Annotated in this window: 15 protein-coding genes; all 15 read left to right on the forward strand. The window is 50.8% G+C overall.

The genetic code is table 11. The features are described from left to right. The first annotated feature begins 18 nt into the window (after positions 1–18). The 15 genes from PORUE0001_RS07585 to proS all read left to right on the forward strand — a co-directional run bounded on the left by PORUE0001_RS07585 (position 19) and on the right by proS (position 16,700). Positions 19–576 carry a hypothetical protein gene (locus PORUE0001_RS07585; protein WP_007365876.1) on the forward strand — a complete coding sequence of 186 codons (558 nt, stop codon included), beginning with the start codon at positions 19–21 and terminating at the stop codon, positions 574–576. Between the two features lie 109 nt (positions 577–685). Beyond that, complete coding sequence (locus PORUE0001_RS07590; RefSeq protein WP_007365869.1) at positions 686–1,273, forward strand: hypothetical protein; 588 nt, start codon at positions 686–688, stop codon at positions 1,271–1,273. Between the two features lie 3 nt (positions 1,274–1,276). Then, entirely contained in the window at positions 1,277–1,894 is a 618-nt protein-coding gene (locus PORUE0001_RS07595; protein WP_007365856.1) for a hypothetical protein, read from the forward strand. Positions 1,895–2,720: 826 nt separating this feature from the next. Further along, entirely contained in the window at positions 2,721–3,194 is a 474-nt protein-coding gene (locus tag PORUE0001_RS07600) for a thioredoxin family protein (RefSeq protein ID WP_007365863.1), read from the forward strand. 39 nt (positions 3,195–3,233) lie between these two features. Further along, positions 3,234–3,758, forward strand: a complete 525-nt coding sequence (gene tpx, locus PORUE0001_RS07605) for a thiol peroxidase (protein WP_007365867.1) — start codon at positions 3,234–3,236, stop codon at positions 3,756–3,758. Positions 3,759–4,007: 249 nt separating this feature from the next. Next, the gene (locus PORUE0001_RS07610) at positions 4,008–4,997 is read left to right on the forward strand and encodes an AAA family ATPase (protein ID WP_007365860.1); all 990 of its coding nucleotides are present in this window, start codon (positions 4,008–4,010) and stop codon (positions 4,995–4,997) included. Positions 4,998–5,104: 107 nt separating this feature from the next. Next, complete coding sequence (locus PORUE0001_RS07615) at positions 5,105–5,977, forward strand: DUF58 domain-containing protein (RefSeq protein ID WP_007365872.1); 873 nt, start codon at positions 5,105–5,107, stop codon at positions 5,975–5,977. Between the two features lie 1,041 nt (positions 5,978–7,018). Next, positions 7,019–7,480: a hypothetical protein gene (locus tag PORUE0001_RS07620; protein ID WP_039865797.1), complete on the forward strand. Its 462-nt coding sequence runs from the start codon at positions 7,019–7,021 to the stop codon at positions 7,478–7,480. Between the two features lie 1,194 nt (positions 7,481–8,674). Next, the gene (locus PORUE0001_RS10955; RefSeq protein WP_232501436.1) at positions 8,675–9,121 is read left to right on the forward strand and encodes a hypothetical protein; all 447 of its coding nucleotides are present in this window, start codon (positions 8,675–8,677) and stop codon (positions 9,119–9,121) included. A 280-nt stretch (positions 9,122–9,401) separates the two neighbouring features. Continuing rightward, positions 9,402–10,352: a hypothetical protein gene (locus PORUE0001_RS07635; RefSeq protein WP_007365873.1), complete on the forward strand. Its 951-nt coding sequence runs from the start codon at positions 9,402–9,404 to the stop codon at positions 10,350–10,352. Continuing rightward, positions 10,349–11,329 (forward strand): vWA domain-containing protein, encoded by a 981-nt coding sequence (locus tag PORUE0001_RS07640; protein WP_007365879.1) that lies wholly within the window; start codon positions 10,349–10,351, stop codon positions 11,327–11,329. Before PORUE0001_RS07635 ends, PORUE0001_RS07640 begins: the two co-directional genes overlap by 4 nt. Then, a complete protein-coding gene (locus tag PORUE0001_RS07645; protein ID WP_007365883.1) occupies positions 11,326–12,354 on the forward strand; it encodes a VWA domain-containing protein in 1,029 nt (342 codons plus the stop codon). Before PORUE0001_RS07640 ends, PORUE0001_RS07645 begins: the two co-directional genes overlap by 4 nt. Further along, positions 12,347–13,006, forward strand: a complete 660-nt coding sequence (locus PORUE0001_RS07650) for a tetratricopeptide repeat protein (protein ID WP_232501437.1) — start codon at positions 12,347–12,349, stop codon at positions 13,004–13,006. Before PORUE0001_RS07645 ends, PORUE0001_RS07650 begins: the two co-directional genes overlap by 8 nt. Continuing rightward, positions 13,006–14,793: a BatD family protein gene (locus tag PORUE0001_RS07655; RefSeq protein ID WP_007365880.1), complete on the forward strand. Its 1,788-nt coding sequence runs from the start codon at positions 13,006–13,008 to the stop codon at positions 14,791–14,793. Before PORUE0001_RS07650 ends, PORUE0001_RS07655 begins: the two co-directional genes overlap by 1 nt. Before the next feature lie 422 nt (positions 14,794–15,215). Then, entirely contained in the window at positions 15,216–16,700 is a 1,485-nt protein-coding gene (gene proS / locus PORUE0001_RS07660) for a proline--tRNA ligase (protein ID WP_004330435.1), read from the forward strand. The last annotated feature ends 6 nt before the right edge of the window (positions 16,701–16,706 follow it).

Below are 16,706 nucleotides of genomic sequence, written 5' to 3' on the forward strand. Positions count from 1 at the left end.
TCAATCCTAGAATCAACTATGGCTGAGTTTAATCTAAAAAAGAAAGTCACTCTTCGCAAGAAGCAAGAACAAGTAAACTTCACCTTCGATGACATGCTGAAGATCAAGCTCTTCTGGGGGGGGATACACGCCATATTACGACACCTTAGATTTAGCCCTCTTTTCAAGAAGAAAGATGGATCCGTAGGTGGTGTCTTTTCAAGCGATTACCGTGACAAGAAGAGTGACCTAGGCTCACTTGACCAATTTCCCTATATCCTTCACTTAGGTGACGATGCAGAGGAACCAGTTGATTACTCTGAAGACACAGAGCAGATCAACGTAACTAGCCTTGAAGATATTGATGAAGCATACGTCTGCTTCATCCACTACGCTACTATTAATGAGCTAGATGCAACCTACACAGAGGCTAATGCGCGCATTGAGGTCCAGAGCGACTCAGGCGACTACCTTGAGGTACTAGCAGACTCCCCCGATAGTGGCCCTGTGTACTACGTCTGCTCCATCAAGAACAGCGGAGGTATCTACACACTTAAGAATGCAAGCCAAGTGATGAATCCTGGAACGTGCCTTTGAGGACATCCCAGGCTTCGCTCTAATTTGTAATTAGCCTTTCATTCACAGTCAGTCATTCACTTATAGACGACTTCAATTTCTAATTTATAAACCAATAACCAAATCAATTATGGCAGAAGTAAAGCTAAAAAAGAAAATCACGCTTCGCAAGAAGCAAGAGCAAGCAGACTTTACCTTCGATGGTAAGCTGAAGGTCAAACTCTTCTGGAAGGAAGGAGTGATAGAGTCTGATATGGATCTATGCCTCTTCTTCAAGAAGAAGGATGGCTCCGTAGGTGGTGTCTTCTCAAACGAGTACCGTGGCAAGAAGAGTGACCTAGGCTCACTTGACCAATTCCCTTACATACTCCATATGGGAGATGCTAAAGAGGCTACTGGAGACACAGAGGAGTCAGAGCAGATTAATGTTGCCAGCCTTGATGAGATTGATGAGGCTTACGCATGTATAGTCAATTATACTGCGGCTGTCAACGAACTTGATGTAACTTACTCACAGGCTAGTGCACGTATTGAGATTCAGAGCGACTCGGGCGATTACCTTGAGGTACTCGCAGACTCTCCTGATGAGGGGCCTGTGTACTGCGTCTGCTCCATCAAGAACAATGGTGGCACATACGCTCTTAAGAACGAGAGCCAAGTGATGGATCTGAGCCGTGCCTTTGAGGACATCCCAGGCTTCGCTCTTATTTGCAACTAGGCTATGGCACCCCACCAAGACAAAGTCACCCTCAAGCGCAAGGTGACTCTTCGTGAGAAGCAGCCCAGTGCTACCCCTACGCCATCAGATCAGGCTCCCAAGTCTAGCAGACCGAAGGTGTGGATACTGGTGATAGTGATAGTAGCACTCATCGGTTGTGGGTATTTCCTCTTCAACAATAGAGATGCTCAGCCCACTGAGAGTACCGAGCTAGTTGCAGCTACGGAAGTGTCTCCATCTGATAGTCCTGCAGGAGAGCAAGCATCTTCTCAAGACGCAGATGGTGAGGCTACTCCAGAGCTGCCTGATGCTCCTCAGTCGACAGAGGCTCAACAAGACTCAGAGGCTCCTGCCTCTGCTGCTACGGCTACTGAGCCAGCAAAAGAGCATCCTGTCAGTACTGAGAGCAAGCCCGCACAAGATGCTAGCACTGCTACGGCAACTGAGACTAGAGCATCTGCATCTGCTACGGTAGACCCCAACAAGTCTATAGACGAGGTAGCTCGAGATGTCATCAGAGGGCTATATGGCAATGGCACGACTCGTAAGGCAAACCTCGGATCTCGCTATGCTGAGATTCAGAAGCGAGTCAACGAGATGTACCAATCACTGCCACGCTAGTCTATCTCTGACTTAACTACTGAAGGTGTGTCAAGGAGCCACTATTGGAGCCTTTTGACACACCTTCTTTCTTGCACTACTTATGTCAACCCGCTTGGATAGCGGATGAGAATGCAAGTATTGCAATATTTCTACCTCTGTCGTCATACTGAATGATCCTCTAATCGGGACAGAGATACCATCTTTTTGCGCAAAATCGGGACAGCGTGTCCCGATTTTGCGCTTTTATTTCGTCGTTTTGGCCCGATTTGACTGTCGCCCCCTGTTTTGGCGCGCTGAGAGACTGCGACTAAACGCGACACCGTAAGAGTGCAGGTAGCAACCTCCACGGAGGAACTCCACAATAACCAGTGAGCAAACGAAAATTCTCCACGGAACCGGGAAATAAAAGTTCGGAAGAATGAAATGAAACTTCGGAAGAAAGATTTCGAAGTTCCGAAGAATTTTTCCATTCCTCGCTGGATAATCTCAAGCCCCTCACTTGAAAATGAAAAATCCCAAGGGAGGAATTATTCTGAAATTCGTATATGCAACGTACACAACACGATACGAATAACGAAACGTGTAGTCCTGTGTAGGGACGCACGGGAGTGTCTAGCGGGAGGGCGTCCGTCCCCGTTAAAACCACGGGTGCTGTAACTTTTGATACAACGGACGCCCCGATCGTGCGTTCCTACAAAGGGCTACACGTCAAAACAGTTACTCGTCCCGCTTTGACACAACGGACACCCTTCCACTAGACACTCCCGGGCATTCCTACAAGCGAGTTTTTGGCGGTGTCGCAAGTTTTCCCTATCTTAGAGGGCGATTTTAACGAGTATAACAGATGAAACGAATACAATTCATACAGAAGTCTCTCCTACTCATGACTGTGCTCCTCACGCTCAGTGTCGCCTGCACAGCTCAGAGCAAGAAAGAGACGACTAAGGCCGAGATCCAGCACATCAATGCCAACTATATGCGCGAGCATATCTACGACTTTGAAGCGCATCCCGACACTTTCGTCTATAAGGGTGACAAGCCGGCCATCATCGACTTTTACGCCGACTGGTGCCGTCCCTGTCGCCAGCTAGCCCCTAAGCTACAAGAGGTTGCCGACCGATACGCTGACCAGCTCGTCGTCTACAAGGTCAATGTGGACGAGAACCCGCAGCTGGCCACACTCTTTGGGGTACAGAGCATCCCGATGGTACTCTTCGTGCCACTTGATGACCTGCCCTACAAGAGCCTCGGAGATCTTCCCATGGAGCATATCGAGGGCTTCCTCGGCAAGATAGGCGTCAAGACGAATAATCAGTAAAACACTTAATACACAGTAACTATAAACCAAACAAACAGTATGTCTACAGTAAAATTTCAAGATAAGATCACAGTCACACTCTCTGGTGAGCAACCTAAGGTAGGTACGATGGCTCCCAACTTCGAGCTAGTTCGCAAGGACCTCTCCACGGCTAAGCTCTCAGACTATCGTGGCAAGCGTGTCGTCCTCAACATCTTCCCCAGCATCGACACTGGCGTCTGCGCAGCATCTGTACGTCGCTTCAACGCTGAGGCTGCTAAGCTCGACAACACCGTCGTCCTCTGCATCTCTCAGGATCTACCCTTCGCACAGGCACGCTTCTGTGGCGCTGAGGGTCTGGACAATGTTGAGACACTCTCTGCCTTCCGCTGCTGCTCGATCCCCTCTTCAGAGCCTGCCTTCTGCAAGGGCTACGGGCTAATGATGCAGGACGGACCTCTCGCAGGGCTACAGGCTCGCTGCGTCATCGTCATCGACGCTGAGGGCAAGGTCATCTACGAGGAGCTAGTGCCCGAGATCACCCAGGAGCCTAACTACGACAAGGCTATCGCAGCGCTGAAGTAAGCGCACATCCACACAGAGGGAGACGACGGCCACACAGCCCCCCTGTCTCTCCACACACGACAGCGGCACCACGCCCCATAGACAATGCTATGGTGTGTGGTGTCTCTCTTTTCGGCTCTTTAGAACTTCACTAGCGGGGGGCCCAATTTTCCTCCGCAGATAGTCTTGATTATCGAGGGTTGTGAGGCGGGAAGAGCGTCCATTCGGAGATTATCGTTACTTTTGTAGCATCTAAGCTAGAAGAAAACTATGACGCAGGTATCAGATCTAGAGAATCGTCAAGCATACATCACCCAGCAGAGTGGCTTCATACGCCAGCTACAGGAAGGGATGCACACTACGATCATCGGGCAGGAGCATCTTGTGGAGTCGCTCTTGATCGGCTTGCTAGCCGATGGACATATCCTCCTCGAGGGTGTACCAGGGCTCGCTAAGACACTCGCTATCACGACGCTCGCTAAGCTCATTGATGCAGACTATAGCCGCATACAGTTCACCCCAGACCTACTCCCGGCCGACCTCATCGGTACACTGATCTACAGTCAGCGTAGCGAGTCTTTTTCGGTCAAGAAGGGACCTATCTTCGCTCACTTTGTCCTCGCAGATGAGATCAATCGTGCTCCCGCCAAGGTGCAGAGTGCGCTCCTCGAGGCGATGCAGGAGCGACAGGTGACGCTCGGTGAGGAGACCTATCCGCTCCCTTCGCCTTTCCTAGTGATGGCAACGCAAAACCCCATTGAGCAGGAGGGTACCTACCGACTGCCCGAGGCGCAGGTAGACCGATTCCTCCTCAAGGTGGTGCTGGACTACCCCTCGCACGAGGAGGAGATGAAGATTATTGAGATGAATCTGGCTAGTCAGCTACCCTCGGTAAAGCCTGTGACGACTGCCCAGCAGATCTTAGCAGCTCGCGAAGCGGTGCAGCAGGTTTATCTAGATGAGAAGATCCTTCGCTACATCGTAGACTTGGTGATGGCAACACGACAAGCAGAGAGCGTCCCAGCGCTACAAGGGATGATCGCTTATGGCGCTTCGCCACGTGCGTCGATCTCGCTGGCAGCCGCTGCACGGGCATATGCCTTCATCGCTCAGAGAGCCTATGTGATCCCTGAGGATGTGCGTGCCGTGTGCCACGATGTGCTACGTCATCGTCTCGGCATGAGCTACGAGGCGGATGCAGTTGGCATGAGTGCCGACAAGGCGATTGACGAGATTATCAACGTGGTGCCAGTACCTTAATTGGCTGTTGGCTAAAAGTATCGGAGCCATCGGAGCTATCGGAAAGATAGGACATCTAATATCTAATCTCTAACCTCTAAGGTCTAATCTCTAAAGTCTAAAGTCTCATGCAAGATCTCTTGCGCAAGGTCAGACGCATTGAAATCAAAGCTCGGGGTCTCAGCCAAAACATCTTGGCTGGGCAGTATCGCTCCGCCTTTAAGGGTCGAGGGATGGCTTTTAGCGAGGTGCGTGAGTACTACGTAGGAGATGATGTGCGAGACATTGACTGGAACGTGACGGCACGCTATGCGCAGCCACACGTCAAGGTCTTTGAAGAGGAGCGCGAACTGACGATTATGCTCCTCGTGGATGTCTCCCACAGTCTAGACTTTGGCTCTACGAGTGAGACGAAGCGTGATCTGGTTGCGACGATTGCCGCGACGATCGCCTTCGCCTGCATACACAACAACGACCGTGTCGGGCTGATGCTCTACACCGACCGTGTGGAGCGCTACATCCCCGCAGGACAGGGCCGCAAGCATGTGCTACAGCTCATTCGTGAGATCCTGACTTACCGCCCCGAGCGTAACTCTACGCAGATTTCTTCTAGCCTAGAGATGCTCTCGCGAGTGGTCAAGAAGCGTTGCTCAGCTTTCATCGTGAGTGACTTTATAACCGACGAACCGACCCCTGCGGAGCGAGCTCTAATCCAGCGCACGGCACGCAGACATGACCTGCTGGCGATACGCGTTGTGGACAGACGTGACTACGACCTCTCGGCTATGGGCCTGACGCTCATGCGTGACCTAGAGACGGGAGCGAGTCGCTACGTAGACACCTCGTCGGCACGACTTCGTGAGCAGTACGCGACCAACTATACGACCTTTGCCACCGAGTGGGAGCGACTGATGCGTGAGTCGGGCATTGACCACGCCATCGCCGAGACCGGCGAAGACATCATCCCCGTCCTCTCGCAGCTCTTCCGCAAGCGCATCTAACTAAACGAGAGTGGCCGAAGACTCACTTCACTCTTGTTCATGATACAGACATCTATCATCTGCAAGGGGACACATCTCGCACGTAGCACACGATAGGCATTAGCTATCAGCAAGATACAATCACTAGATCTAAACAAACATCTAGCACACTGCCCGAACAAAGATCTCTCATCTCAGTGAAGCTTTCGGTGCTTATTTACCTCCCAGGCTGACGCATTATAATATAATGTGTCACCTATGGATTGGCTGTTGGCTGTTAGCTATAGGCTGTTAGCTATCGGAACCATCGGATCTATCAGAGTGATCGGATCTCTAATCTCTAACCTCTAATCTCTAATAACATATCTTTACAGGGAAATTCGTCCGATTCCCTCCTTTCTCGAATATCCACGTGGGAAATCTCAAATCTCCACGTGGATATTTTTTATTTTCCACGTGGGCGCGAATCATTTCTTCCGAAGTTTCATTTGATTCTTCCGAAGTTTCATTTCATTCCTCCGAAGAATTTTTTATTCTCCACGTGGGGATTTCGAAATATCCACGTGGAAATCAGTTTTCCCCGACATGACGCCGTTTTGATATGTAGTCAGCTCTAAACTATTGTAACGAGCCGGCGTTGTATTTTCCCAGCTAGGGATGACGCATCATAATCGATCTTTCAGAAGCTACACATAGCGACCAGAGAGGAATCGGTGAGTTCATTATATATAATGAGGCTGTTGCATAAAGGCGAATCGCTGTGTTGCTTTCGGGATTCGGCTTTGGTCACATACGGAGGTATGCTCCCTTCAGACCTCACCCTCAGCGCCTTGCGCTTCATCCTTTCTGCAAAGTCTAGACAATCTTGCTTGCAAGATTGTGAGACTGTTGACTTTTGCAACAGTCTCATAATGCGTCAGTCCTGGTACTTCACCAACCATTTTGACCTTTACGCCGTTTTTTCCCTACATTTGTAACCCTGTTGCACTTGACACTGGACTGTGCGCCATGAAGTTTTTTCCTACATTTGTAACTGTGTTGCACTTGACACTGAAATGTGCGATGAAGAAACAATTATTGAAGATGTTGCTAATAATAGGAGCTGGAATTGCATCCTATTTTATAATAATATATCCACTGAACTGGGGTATATCTGAAGAACTTGGGAGTGGGTTTATAATCACATCAGACAAAAGTTTATTATATAGAGATGGTAATACGGAGTATTTTGTACTTCCATTTGGAGTGACAAAATATACATACAATACAAAATGGATTGTGGCATACACCGAAGGATATTCCATAACACGCAATTTACAGGAGAAGAAAAATAGTTCAAGTCTAACCAATTATTGGATTATCGACAAAGAAATGCCAATACATCACAATAAGCAGGACTCTGTTGTTTTATACATAAATGGCATTGCCTATCCTATTATTACTAATGGGTTAATCGGACCAATGGATTCTTTGTCTTTTATTGATTCTGTTAGAAAATTCGACATTCCCCTAAGAATAAATTGAACTATCACTGTCCGATGACTTTCATCTCGCTCAAAAACTGGTCCATCCGAGATTCTGTGTGATGACCTGATTGCGGGCAAAGAAAGAAGCTGGCTCTATCTTCATCCTGGAAATGTAAGCTGAGGCTGTGTTACGGTTTGTAGAAACAACACGCTATCCCCTGAGGAAAGGGAACAGGAATGGCATATAATTCATAATATGATAAGTCATACAAAAACGGAGAAAGTCCCCGACAATCGTGGATTACATAAGTATTTCCATGGTAAGCAGATTAAGTTTGGCGTTCTAAAAGTTCGAGATAGATAAAAAATAAATATCTCCTCTGCTTTCTATTTCTATGGCATTGCTATTCTTGTACATTAGAGCCAAGAATAGCAATACCTCAAGAATTAAAACAAGAGCTTGTAAGAACAGGGCATTATAATTCGTATGTAAGATTATTGAATCAGTCTTTGGATTCAAATAACGTAGAGGACTTATCTCATTTCTTAAGCATAGATTATTTTTCCACTTGTTCAACAGGTTCAGAACATGGACAAATTTTACTAGAAATATTACGGGAAAAAGGTGACGTGTTTGTTTTCAAAGCCCTTACACTTCTAAGTCAATCAAAAAAAAATAAGTGTCAAAGGATATCTCTTAATAGGAATAGCTAGTCAAGGAAAATGCGATATCAGCTATTTTATAGAAAAGTACCCTAGGTCTTTTGGATATCTAAAGATAAAGCCATGGTAAATGATTTGCATTCTTACAACCTCGGTGGGCTGGTGGATCATGTGCGTGGTTACAAGTCCTACAGCTACGACTATGTGAACAAGATTGGCTACGACATGGTCATATCTTGATAGGTCCTTTTAGAATAAGTCAAGCTGTGACCGTATTAAAAGACAAATAGCATGACATATAAGAATTTTTCTATACTAACTAAAGTTATTATAACCTTGATTCTAACATATTCTGTATTTATGATACTGCACATGTCGATTTTTGACTTGCTCTCTATGTCGACATCAGTGAGTTTTACAGCATTCTTGATCGAAAAGATGATTCCTAATATTTCAGCTGTAATTGCACTTGTTTTTCTTATTAGGTATCTTTGGATTACAGGTAAGAACTCCAATACTTCTAAAAAAAGATTCCATTGAAAAATGCTGATGCAAAAGCCAAACAGGAATTAGAAACTTTACAACAGATATGGAGAGCAATGAGGCGATAAGAAATATATTACATTCTATCTTAGTCGTTTTTGTTTTGGCAGCTTGCCAAAACAAAAACGACATCAATAAGATAGTCTCGAATCATTGGCAGCAAGATAGCATAAATTGTATTGTAGACTTTTCTTCTTGTTTTAGCTTCGACTGGGATGTATGTTATTATTTCTCCAGCAAATGCTCTTTAGAGGAGATTAACAAGGATTTAGGCATACAGTTTAATGAGTTCGAAGACACAAGTGATAGAATGATTTTTGTTCATGACAACAGAATAACTTACACACAAGATTGGTATTACACACCAGATAAACCACAAACTGGTGTAATGCTTGATCACAATATAAGAAAACTGAAAATGAAGAAACGCAATGCGAAATTTAGAGTGGAAAAGAAACATGACATGTATTTGCTAATTCCAATCTATGAGTAGTGCTTCAAATTGGATTTTATCGTAGCAGTAAATAGATAGTCAGTCAATAGTGTCCTAAACGTTTTTGGAGGACGATGGGTGTAAGATAGCTGTCAAAGAGGAGACTATTGACTTTTGCAATAGTCTCAAGAGAGGAATAGAGAGGTGGTTGACCTCATCGTATCTAATGCGTCAGCCCTGTATTTACCTCCTATTCGTGAATTATCGGTACTTTTGTGGCGTTGTACGGTCTAGAGGCACATAGTCAGCGGTTGCCAATCTAGATGCTTAAGGCTAATCTATGCGATATCGTCTACTATTATATATACTACTGATCTGTGGCGGCGGAGGTCTATGGAGCTTCGCGGCGGCACAGGATGTCGCCATCACGACTGAGCTGACGCCCTCGACGATTCAGATCGGCGAGTATGCACAGATCAAGATGACTATCCGCACGAATGACCTCGACAACACGCTCCTCGTGATACCCCAAGAGCGGCAGATGGGGCAGGCGGAGATGATTGCCTTTGAGGTGACCGACACGATACCGCTCCAGGGGACAGAGGTGCAGCTGAACGCACTGATGACCATCACCTCGTTTGCCGAGGGAATGGCGGAGCTACCTGCTTTTGGCGTGACGGTAGGCGGTAAGAGCTACTTCTCCAAGCCCCTTTACCTCAAGGTGACAATGCCCGAGGTGGACACAACGCAACCGCTCAAGTACAACCCGATCAAAGCCCCTGTTTCGGTCTCGCTACGCTGGTGGGAGTACATCCTCCTCGTCCTCATGAGCCCAATTACGTGGGTGGTGCTGGGCATCGTCGCAGTGGTGCTCTTCATCTTGTGGTACCGAAACTACAAGCGCACACGCCCCGAGCCAGAGGTGGTCGTGGTCCCGTTGACCGCTTTGGAGACTTTCGACCAAACGCTCGCCACGTTGCGTGCGTTACCCTTTGACCATCAAGAGGAGCAGATAGCTTACTACGATGGCTTGATCACCGCCTTGCGAAGCTATCTGACCGAAGGCTTAGACTTGGAGATAGACGAATTGACCGCTCGCGAACTAGCCCAGCTACTTCAAAAGGCTCCCTACGATGTGGCTCCGAATGCGCTAGCGCAGTGGGTGATCCACTCGGAGTGGGTGCGCTTTGCCGACACCTGGGCGGAGCCTGCTTGGCAAGACGAAGACGCGACCACCATCTACGAGGTAGTACATCAACTAGCTAGCAGAAAGGAGGGTAAGTCGCTATGATATGGGTTCATCCTGAGTGGCTCTGGGCGCTCCTGCTCCTACCGCTACTGGTGCTGCTCTACATTCGCTACAACAAGCGTCACCAAGCAAAGCTTTCGCTCTCAGCGTACCGTCTTTTGCCTAAAGGAAGCGGCTGGCGAAGCTATCTGCGGGCTTTGCCTTTTGCCCTAGAACTACTAGCTTTGGCATCGATGATCTTAGCCTTGGCTCGTCCTCAGGACTCCAGCCACTGGGAGGAGCGATCGATACAAGGCATCGACCTTGTCCTCGCCATGGACCTCAGTGGCAGTATGCAGGCGCTAGACTTAAAGCCTAACCGCTTTGAGGCAGCGCGTGATGTGGCGAGCGAAATGATCGCTGCTCGTCCGAATGATAACATCGGTCTGGTTGTCTTCGCTGGGGAGAGCTTTACGCTCTGTCCGCTGACGGTGGACCACGACGTGATCCTACAAATGCTCGACGCCACGGAGATAGGACAGCTGGAGGACGGCACCGCCATCGGACTAGGACTGGCGACCGCTATCAATACGCTCCGCGGTAGCGACAACAAGAGCAAAGTGATCATCCTCCTGACCGATGGGTCAAACAATGCGGGCGACATAACTCCCTCAATGGCCGCTGAACTGGCGCAACAGTACGGTATACGTATCTACACCGTGGCGGCTGGGACCAATGGCGTCGCCAAGTTTCCCGTGCAGACCGCTTCTGGCATCGAATATGTGGAGGCCGACGTACAAATTGACGAAGGCACGCTACGACATATCGCCCAGCAAACGGGTGGAAAGTACTATCGTGCGACCGACGAGACGAAGCTTCACGAGATCTACAAGGAGATCGACTCACTCGAGAAGTCTCGTCTGACGTCTCGTTCGGTGAGTGCTTACGAAGAGCGCTACATGCTCTTTGCTTTGCTCGCCATCGTGCTCCTTGGCGCCGCCTTCTTATTACGAACCACCTTGCTGCGAGCTAACCCATGATACAGTTTGCCTATCCCTTCTTGCTGTGGCTCCTGCTACTCGTACCACTCCTGCTACTCGTCATGATCGCAGGACAGAGACGGCGACGCAAGCAGCAGTTGCGCTTCGCCACGACTCAGATGCTACGGCAGATCATGCCCGACCGCTCAGCCAAGCGTGACTGGTGGCGCGCCTCGTTCAAGCTCCTCTCCATCGCTCTGCTCATCGTGGCATTGGCTCGTCCGCAACTCTACACCCATGCGCCCGTCTCGGCACAGCAGACGGTCGGTGTGGACCTCGCCTTCTGCATAGACGTCTCCAACTCGATGGCGGCGCGTGATGTCAAGCCCGACCGTATCGGCTTTGCTAAGCAGATTGTGACCCATACGATGCAGCAGTTGGCGGGCTCACGGATCGCCATGATCGTCTTCGCCGGAGGCGCTTACATACGTCTGCCACTCACGCCCGACTTGCCAACGGCTCGCACCTTCCTCGCAGACATACAGCCAGGCATGGTCTCCAACCAAGGCACCAATCTAGGGCAAGCGCTCGAGCGTTCCGCCCAAGCGCTCTCAGCTCCCTCACGAGCTGGCAAAGCGGTCATTCTCCTGACCGATGGCGAGGACCACGAAGGCGGACTAGAGGAAGGCATCAAGCGACTCAAAGAGCAGGGGATCAAAGCTTACGTCGTAACCATCGGACTCCCCGAGGGAGCCACCATACCAATTGGCGAAACGCTCCTCACCGACTCGCTTGGTGTGCCTGTGCTTTCGAAGCCTAATCCTGAGATCACGGCTGATATTGCCGACGCTACGGGCGGGCAGAGCTTCGTCGGTAGCAGTCCCCGAGCCATTAGCAACCAGTTGGTCAACCAGCTCCGCACTTTACCCCAAGCCAATCTAAGTGGCGAGGGTGATCAGATCGAGGAGCTCTACGCGCTACCCACGCTAGCGGCGCTTATCTTGCTTCTGCTCGCCAACGGGATCATGCGTCGCAAGAGTCGCCTCTTCAGTCGTATTCAAATCTTTGGTCATCATGATGCGTAAGTCTTTATACATTGTCTTACTCTTGCTCTCTAGCCTGACACTCGTCAGCCAGACCGTACGACTGGACGCACGCCGGGGCAACAAGAGCTACCAGCGGGGCAACTACTCGTCAGCACGTAAGGCTTACCTCTCGTCGGTGGCTCGGGACTCAGTCTACGCTCCAGCCCGACTTGGTCTAGGCGACGCACTCTACATGTCTGGCGACACGGTCGCTGCTGTGCAGATGTGGCAGCGTATAGTGAGCGACAGCAAGGCTGATCCACGCTTGCAGGCCTTAGCGTGGCACAACTTGGGCAACCGCTGTATGGATACCCGACAGTATGACAAAGCGATCGAAGCTTACAAAGAGTCCCTCCGCAGAAACCCTACTGACAATGAGACGCGCTACAACTTAGCCCTAGCAATCAAGCTCAACAAGCAGCCCCCACAGCAAGGTGGCGGTGGAGGTGGTGGCGGAGGGTCACAGTCCGATCCGTCGCAGACACCTCCTGAGCAGCAGCCCAATGAGCAGCCGCAAGGCAAGAAGCCCGACCTCGACAAGTCACAGGCTGACCGTATCCTTGATGCGCTCCGCCAGCAAGAGCAACACACACGCCAGCGCATCAACCAGCGCCAGCCACAGCAACAGAATCCGAACAAGAAGAACTGGTAATGCTACGCCTACGCACTTCGATACAACGCACCCTCCTGACGCTCACATGGCTCTGTGCCGTTGCCTTCGCGGGCTTAGCACAGCTCACAGTGATCGTTCCTCCGCAGGTCGCCGAGGGAGAGACCTTTCGGTTAGTTTATCGTGTAGCTGGAGCGCACGAGCTGGGCGCTTTTACCGCTCCGCAGATTGCCTCCGAGCTGAAGGTCCTCTACGGTCCGCAGCTCAATGTGCTACATGAGATGCGTGGAGGCACCTCCAAAGAGTACACCACCATCACCTATACCCTGCAAGCGAGCAAGGCTGGCTCATACGCCATCAGTGCGGCTCAGCTACGAGTCGGACAACGGAGCCTCATGGCACTCTCCAAGCGCGTACAAGTCGTCAAGGCTCAGGGGCTGTCACAGCAGTCGCTCGCCTCGGGCGAAGCGCTACGGATAGCAGACCGAGACATGTATATGCGTGCCGTCGTCTCCTCGCAGTCGGTCTACACGCAGCAGCCAGTCCTTGTATCGCTCTACCTTTACTCACGCTATGGCAACCTCGCAGGCGTAGATCGCAAGCCCCCCGAGGTGACCGACTTCGTCACCAAGGAAATACCGCTACAGCGCACCACCTGGGGCACCGAGCGAGTCGGTGGCAGGCTCATGTACAAGGCGCTCATCTGGCAAATCCTCGCTTACCCGCAGCGTAGCGGTGAGTTGATCATTCCCTCCTTTGAGTATGAATTTCAAGTGGCGGTGAATCGGAATGTGGACAACGAAGAGGATCTTTTTGCCAATAAAGCTGTCGCAACGACACATAAGAAGTTGCACTCGCAACCCTTGAAGTTGACCGTACGACCACTCCCCGAGGGTGCTCCCGAAGGGTACGATCAGTTGGTCGGCTCCTTCCAGGTACAAGGCACGCTTTCCGCACCCGATCCGACCTACGAGACGGGTCGCGCCATGACCTATCGACTGGACATCACTGGGCGGGGCAATGTCTCCCTACTCTTAGCTCCAGAGCTAGGCTTGTCCGATAAGTTTGAAGTGTACGAGCCGCAGCTCATCCGTGACGATCAAGAGGTGCGCAATGGCAATACGGAGGTGCACCGCACCTACGAATACACCATTATACCGCATGCCACGGGACAGCAGACGCTACCTGCCGTCAGTCTCCCCTACTTCGATCCAGCTACGAGTAGTTACCGCACCGCTACCACAGCGCCTATCCGCATTGAGGTCGCACAAGGCTCCAACGATGTGCCACAAGTTGGTAAAGCTGGAGAGGCAGGCACCAACTCACAGCGATATGCACCCTACCCTTACGAGGCTCCTGCTCCGATGAGCGGGTGGCACCCCTGGAGCCGTGCTGGCTGGGCTTACTGGCTCCTTTACCTACTCCTTATCATCGCTGGCGGGGTCGCCTACAGGATCATACGTAGCGGCCAGCGCCTGCGTGCCGACCATGTCGCTTATCACAAGAAGCGCTCCACACCCATGGCGGAGCAGCAGATCCAAGCGATACGACAGCTCGTCAAAGCGGGACAGCAGACCGAGGCTACGACCCGACTCTATGCAACCATAACGCAGTATCTCCAAGATCGCTACGCACTCACCACCTCCAGTCTCACACGGCAGCAACTAGCGAGCGCACTCAAGCAGCAAGGCGTAGCGGACGCAGAGGTCAACGTCTGGCTCACCCTCCTCTCAGAGGTCGAGCTCACACGCTATGCTCCGCTACAAGACGGCGACAGCCTGCCCCGCTGGGTAGACCAGCTAGAGCAGCTCATCTCGCAGTCGAGATAGCTTCGCACCGAAGCCCTACGAAATAACCAAGCCCCCTCGTCTAACGATGAGGGGGCTTCTTTTGTTTCTGACAAGTTGTAAACATTTGCGACGAGACTCTTGACTTGTCCGAGTTCCTCCCGAAGAAATGAGAATTCGTCACGGAGAAATCGGGAAATACTTCGGAACTTTGATTTCTTTCTTCCGAAGTTTCATTTCATTCTTCCGAACTTTTATTTCACTCTTCCGATAAAATGGTCGATTTCCTCCGAGCTATTTGGCAAATTCCTCGGAAGAATTTGCCATTTAAAGGCATCCCCTGTCAGCTTCAGTCGCTTCCACTCAGCATCTCTCGGCAAAAGCAGTGAGACAACCGTCTCTGATTGTGAATTCTAGCGAAAAGCGGTACCTTTGCTAGCAAATAAATCAGATAGACTAGCATCATGGCTAAAAAAGAGATTAAAGAACTCACACCACGTGACGAAAACTATTCACAGTGGTACCAAGATATCGTTGTCAAGGCCGGACTGGCAGAGAACTCCTCCGTGCGCGGCTGTATGGTCATCAAGCCCTACGGCTACGGCATCTGGGAGAAGATGCAGCAAGACCTTGATCGTAGATTTAAAGAGACGGGACACAGCAACGCTTACTTCCCACTATTTATTCCTAAGAGCTACCTTAGCCGCGAGGCAGAGCACGTCGAGGGTTTTGCCAAGGAGTGTGCCGTCGTGACGCACTATAGACTACGTACGAATGAGGCGGGCGATGGCGTAGAGGTAGACCCCAATGCGAAGCTCGAGGAGGAGCTGATCGTTCGCCCAACGAGTGAGACGATCATCTGGAGTACCTACAAAAACTGGATCCAGAGCTACCGTGACCTGCCACTGCTCTGTAATCAGTGGGCTAACGTAGTGCGCTGGGAGATGCGTACGCGTCTCTTCCTCCGCACGGCTGAGTTCCTCTGGCAAGAGGGTCACACGGCACATGCTACCCAGGAGGAGGCAATCGCTGAGGCACGCAAGATGATCGGGGTCTACGAGGACTTTGCCCGTGAGATGCTGGCGCTGCCAGTTATCGTTGGGGTCAAGAGTGAGACCGAGCGCTTTGCTGGTGCTATCGACACCTACACCATCGAGGCTATGATGCAGGATGGCAAAGCTTTGCAGTCTGGCACTTCGCACTTCCTAGGGCAAAACTTCGCTAAGGCATTTGACGTTACCTTCCTTGATAAAGAGGGCAATCGTGACTACGTTTGGGCTACTTCGTGGGGCGTATCCACTCGCCTTGTCGGTGCGCTCATCATGGCACACAGCGACGACAACGGACTGGTGCTGCCTCCACGCATTGCGCCTATCCAGGTGGTCATCGTGCCGATCTACAAGAGCGAGGAGGAGCTACAACGCATCCACGAGACGGCCGACAAGATCGTCAGCGAGCTGCGTCAGCATGGCGTATCGGTTCAGATCGATGACAACGACAATAAGAAGCCGGGGTGGAAGTTTGCTGAGTATGAGATGAAGGGTGTCCCCGTACGTCTCGCTCTCGGTATGCGCGACCTGGAGCATGGTACCGTCGAGGTGGCTCGTCGTGACACACTCACCAAGGAGACGATGCCCCTAGAGGGCATCTCCGCACATATTGAGCAACTGCTCGAGGATATCCAGAGCAACCTTTACAACCGCTCACTCCAGTCGCTCAAGGAGCGCACCTACATCTGCGACAGCTACGATGAATTCAAGGAGCGCATCGAAGACGGAGGCTTCTTCCTCTGCCACTGGGACGGCACGGCTGAGACCGAGGCACGTATCAAGGAGGAGACCAAAGCAACGATCCGCTGCATACCTCGCGACATTCCCTCGGAGCCTGGTCGCTGTATGGTGACTGGTCGCCCCTCTAAGTGTAGAGTCATCATCGCTCGCTCTTACTAAGACCAC

This window comes from Porphyromonas uenonis 60-3 (assembly GCF_000174775.1).
GTDB classification, from domain to species: Bacteria; Bacteroidota; Bacteroidia; order Bacteroidales; family Porphyromonadaceae; genus Porphyromonas; species Porphyromonas uenonis_A.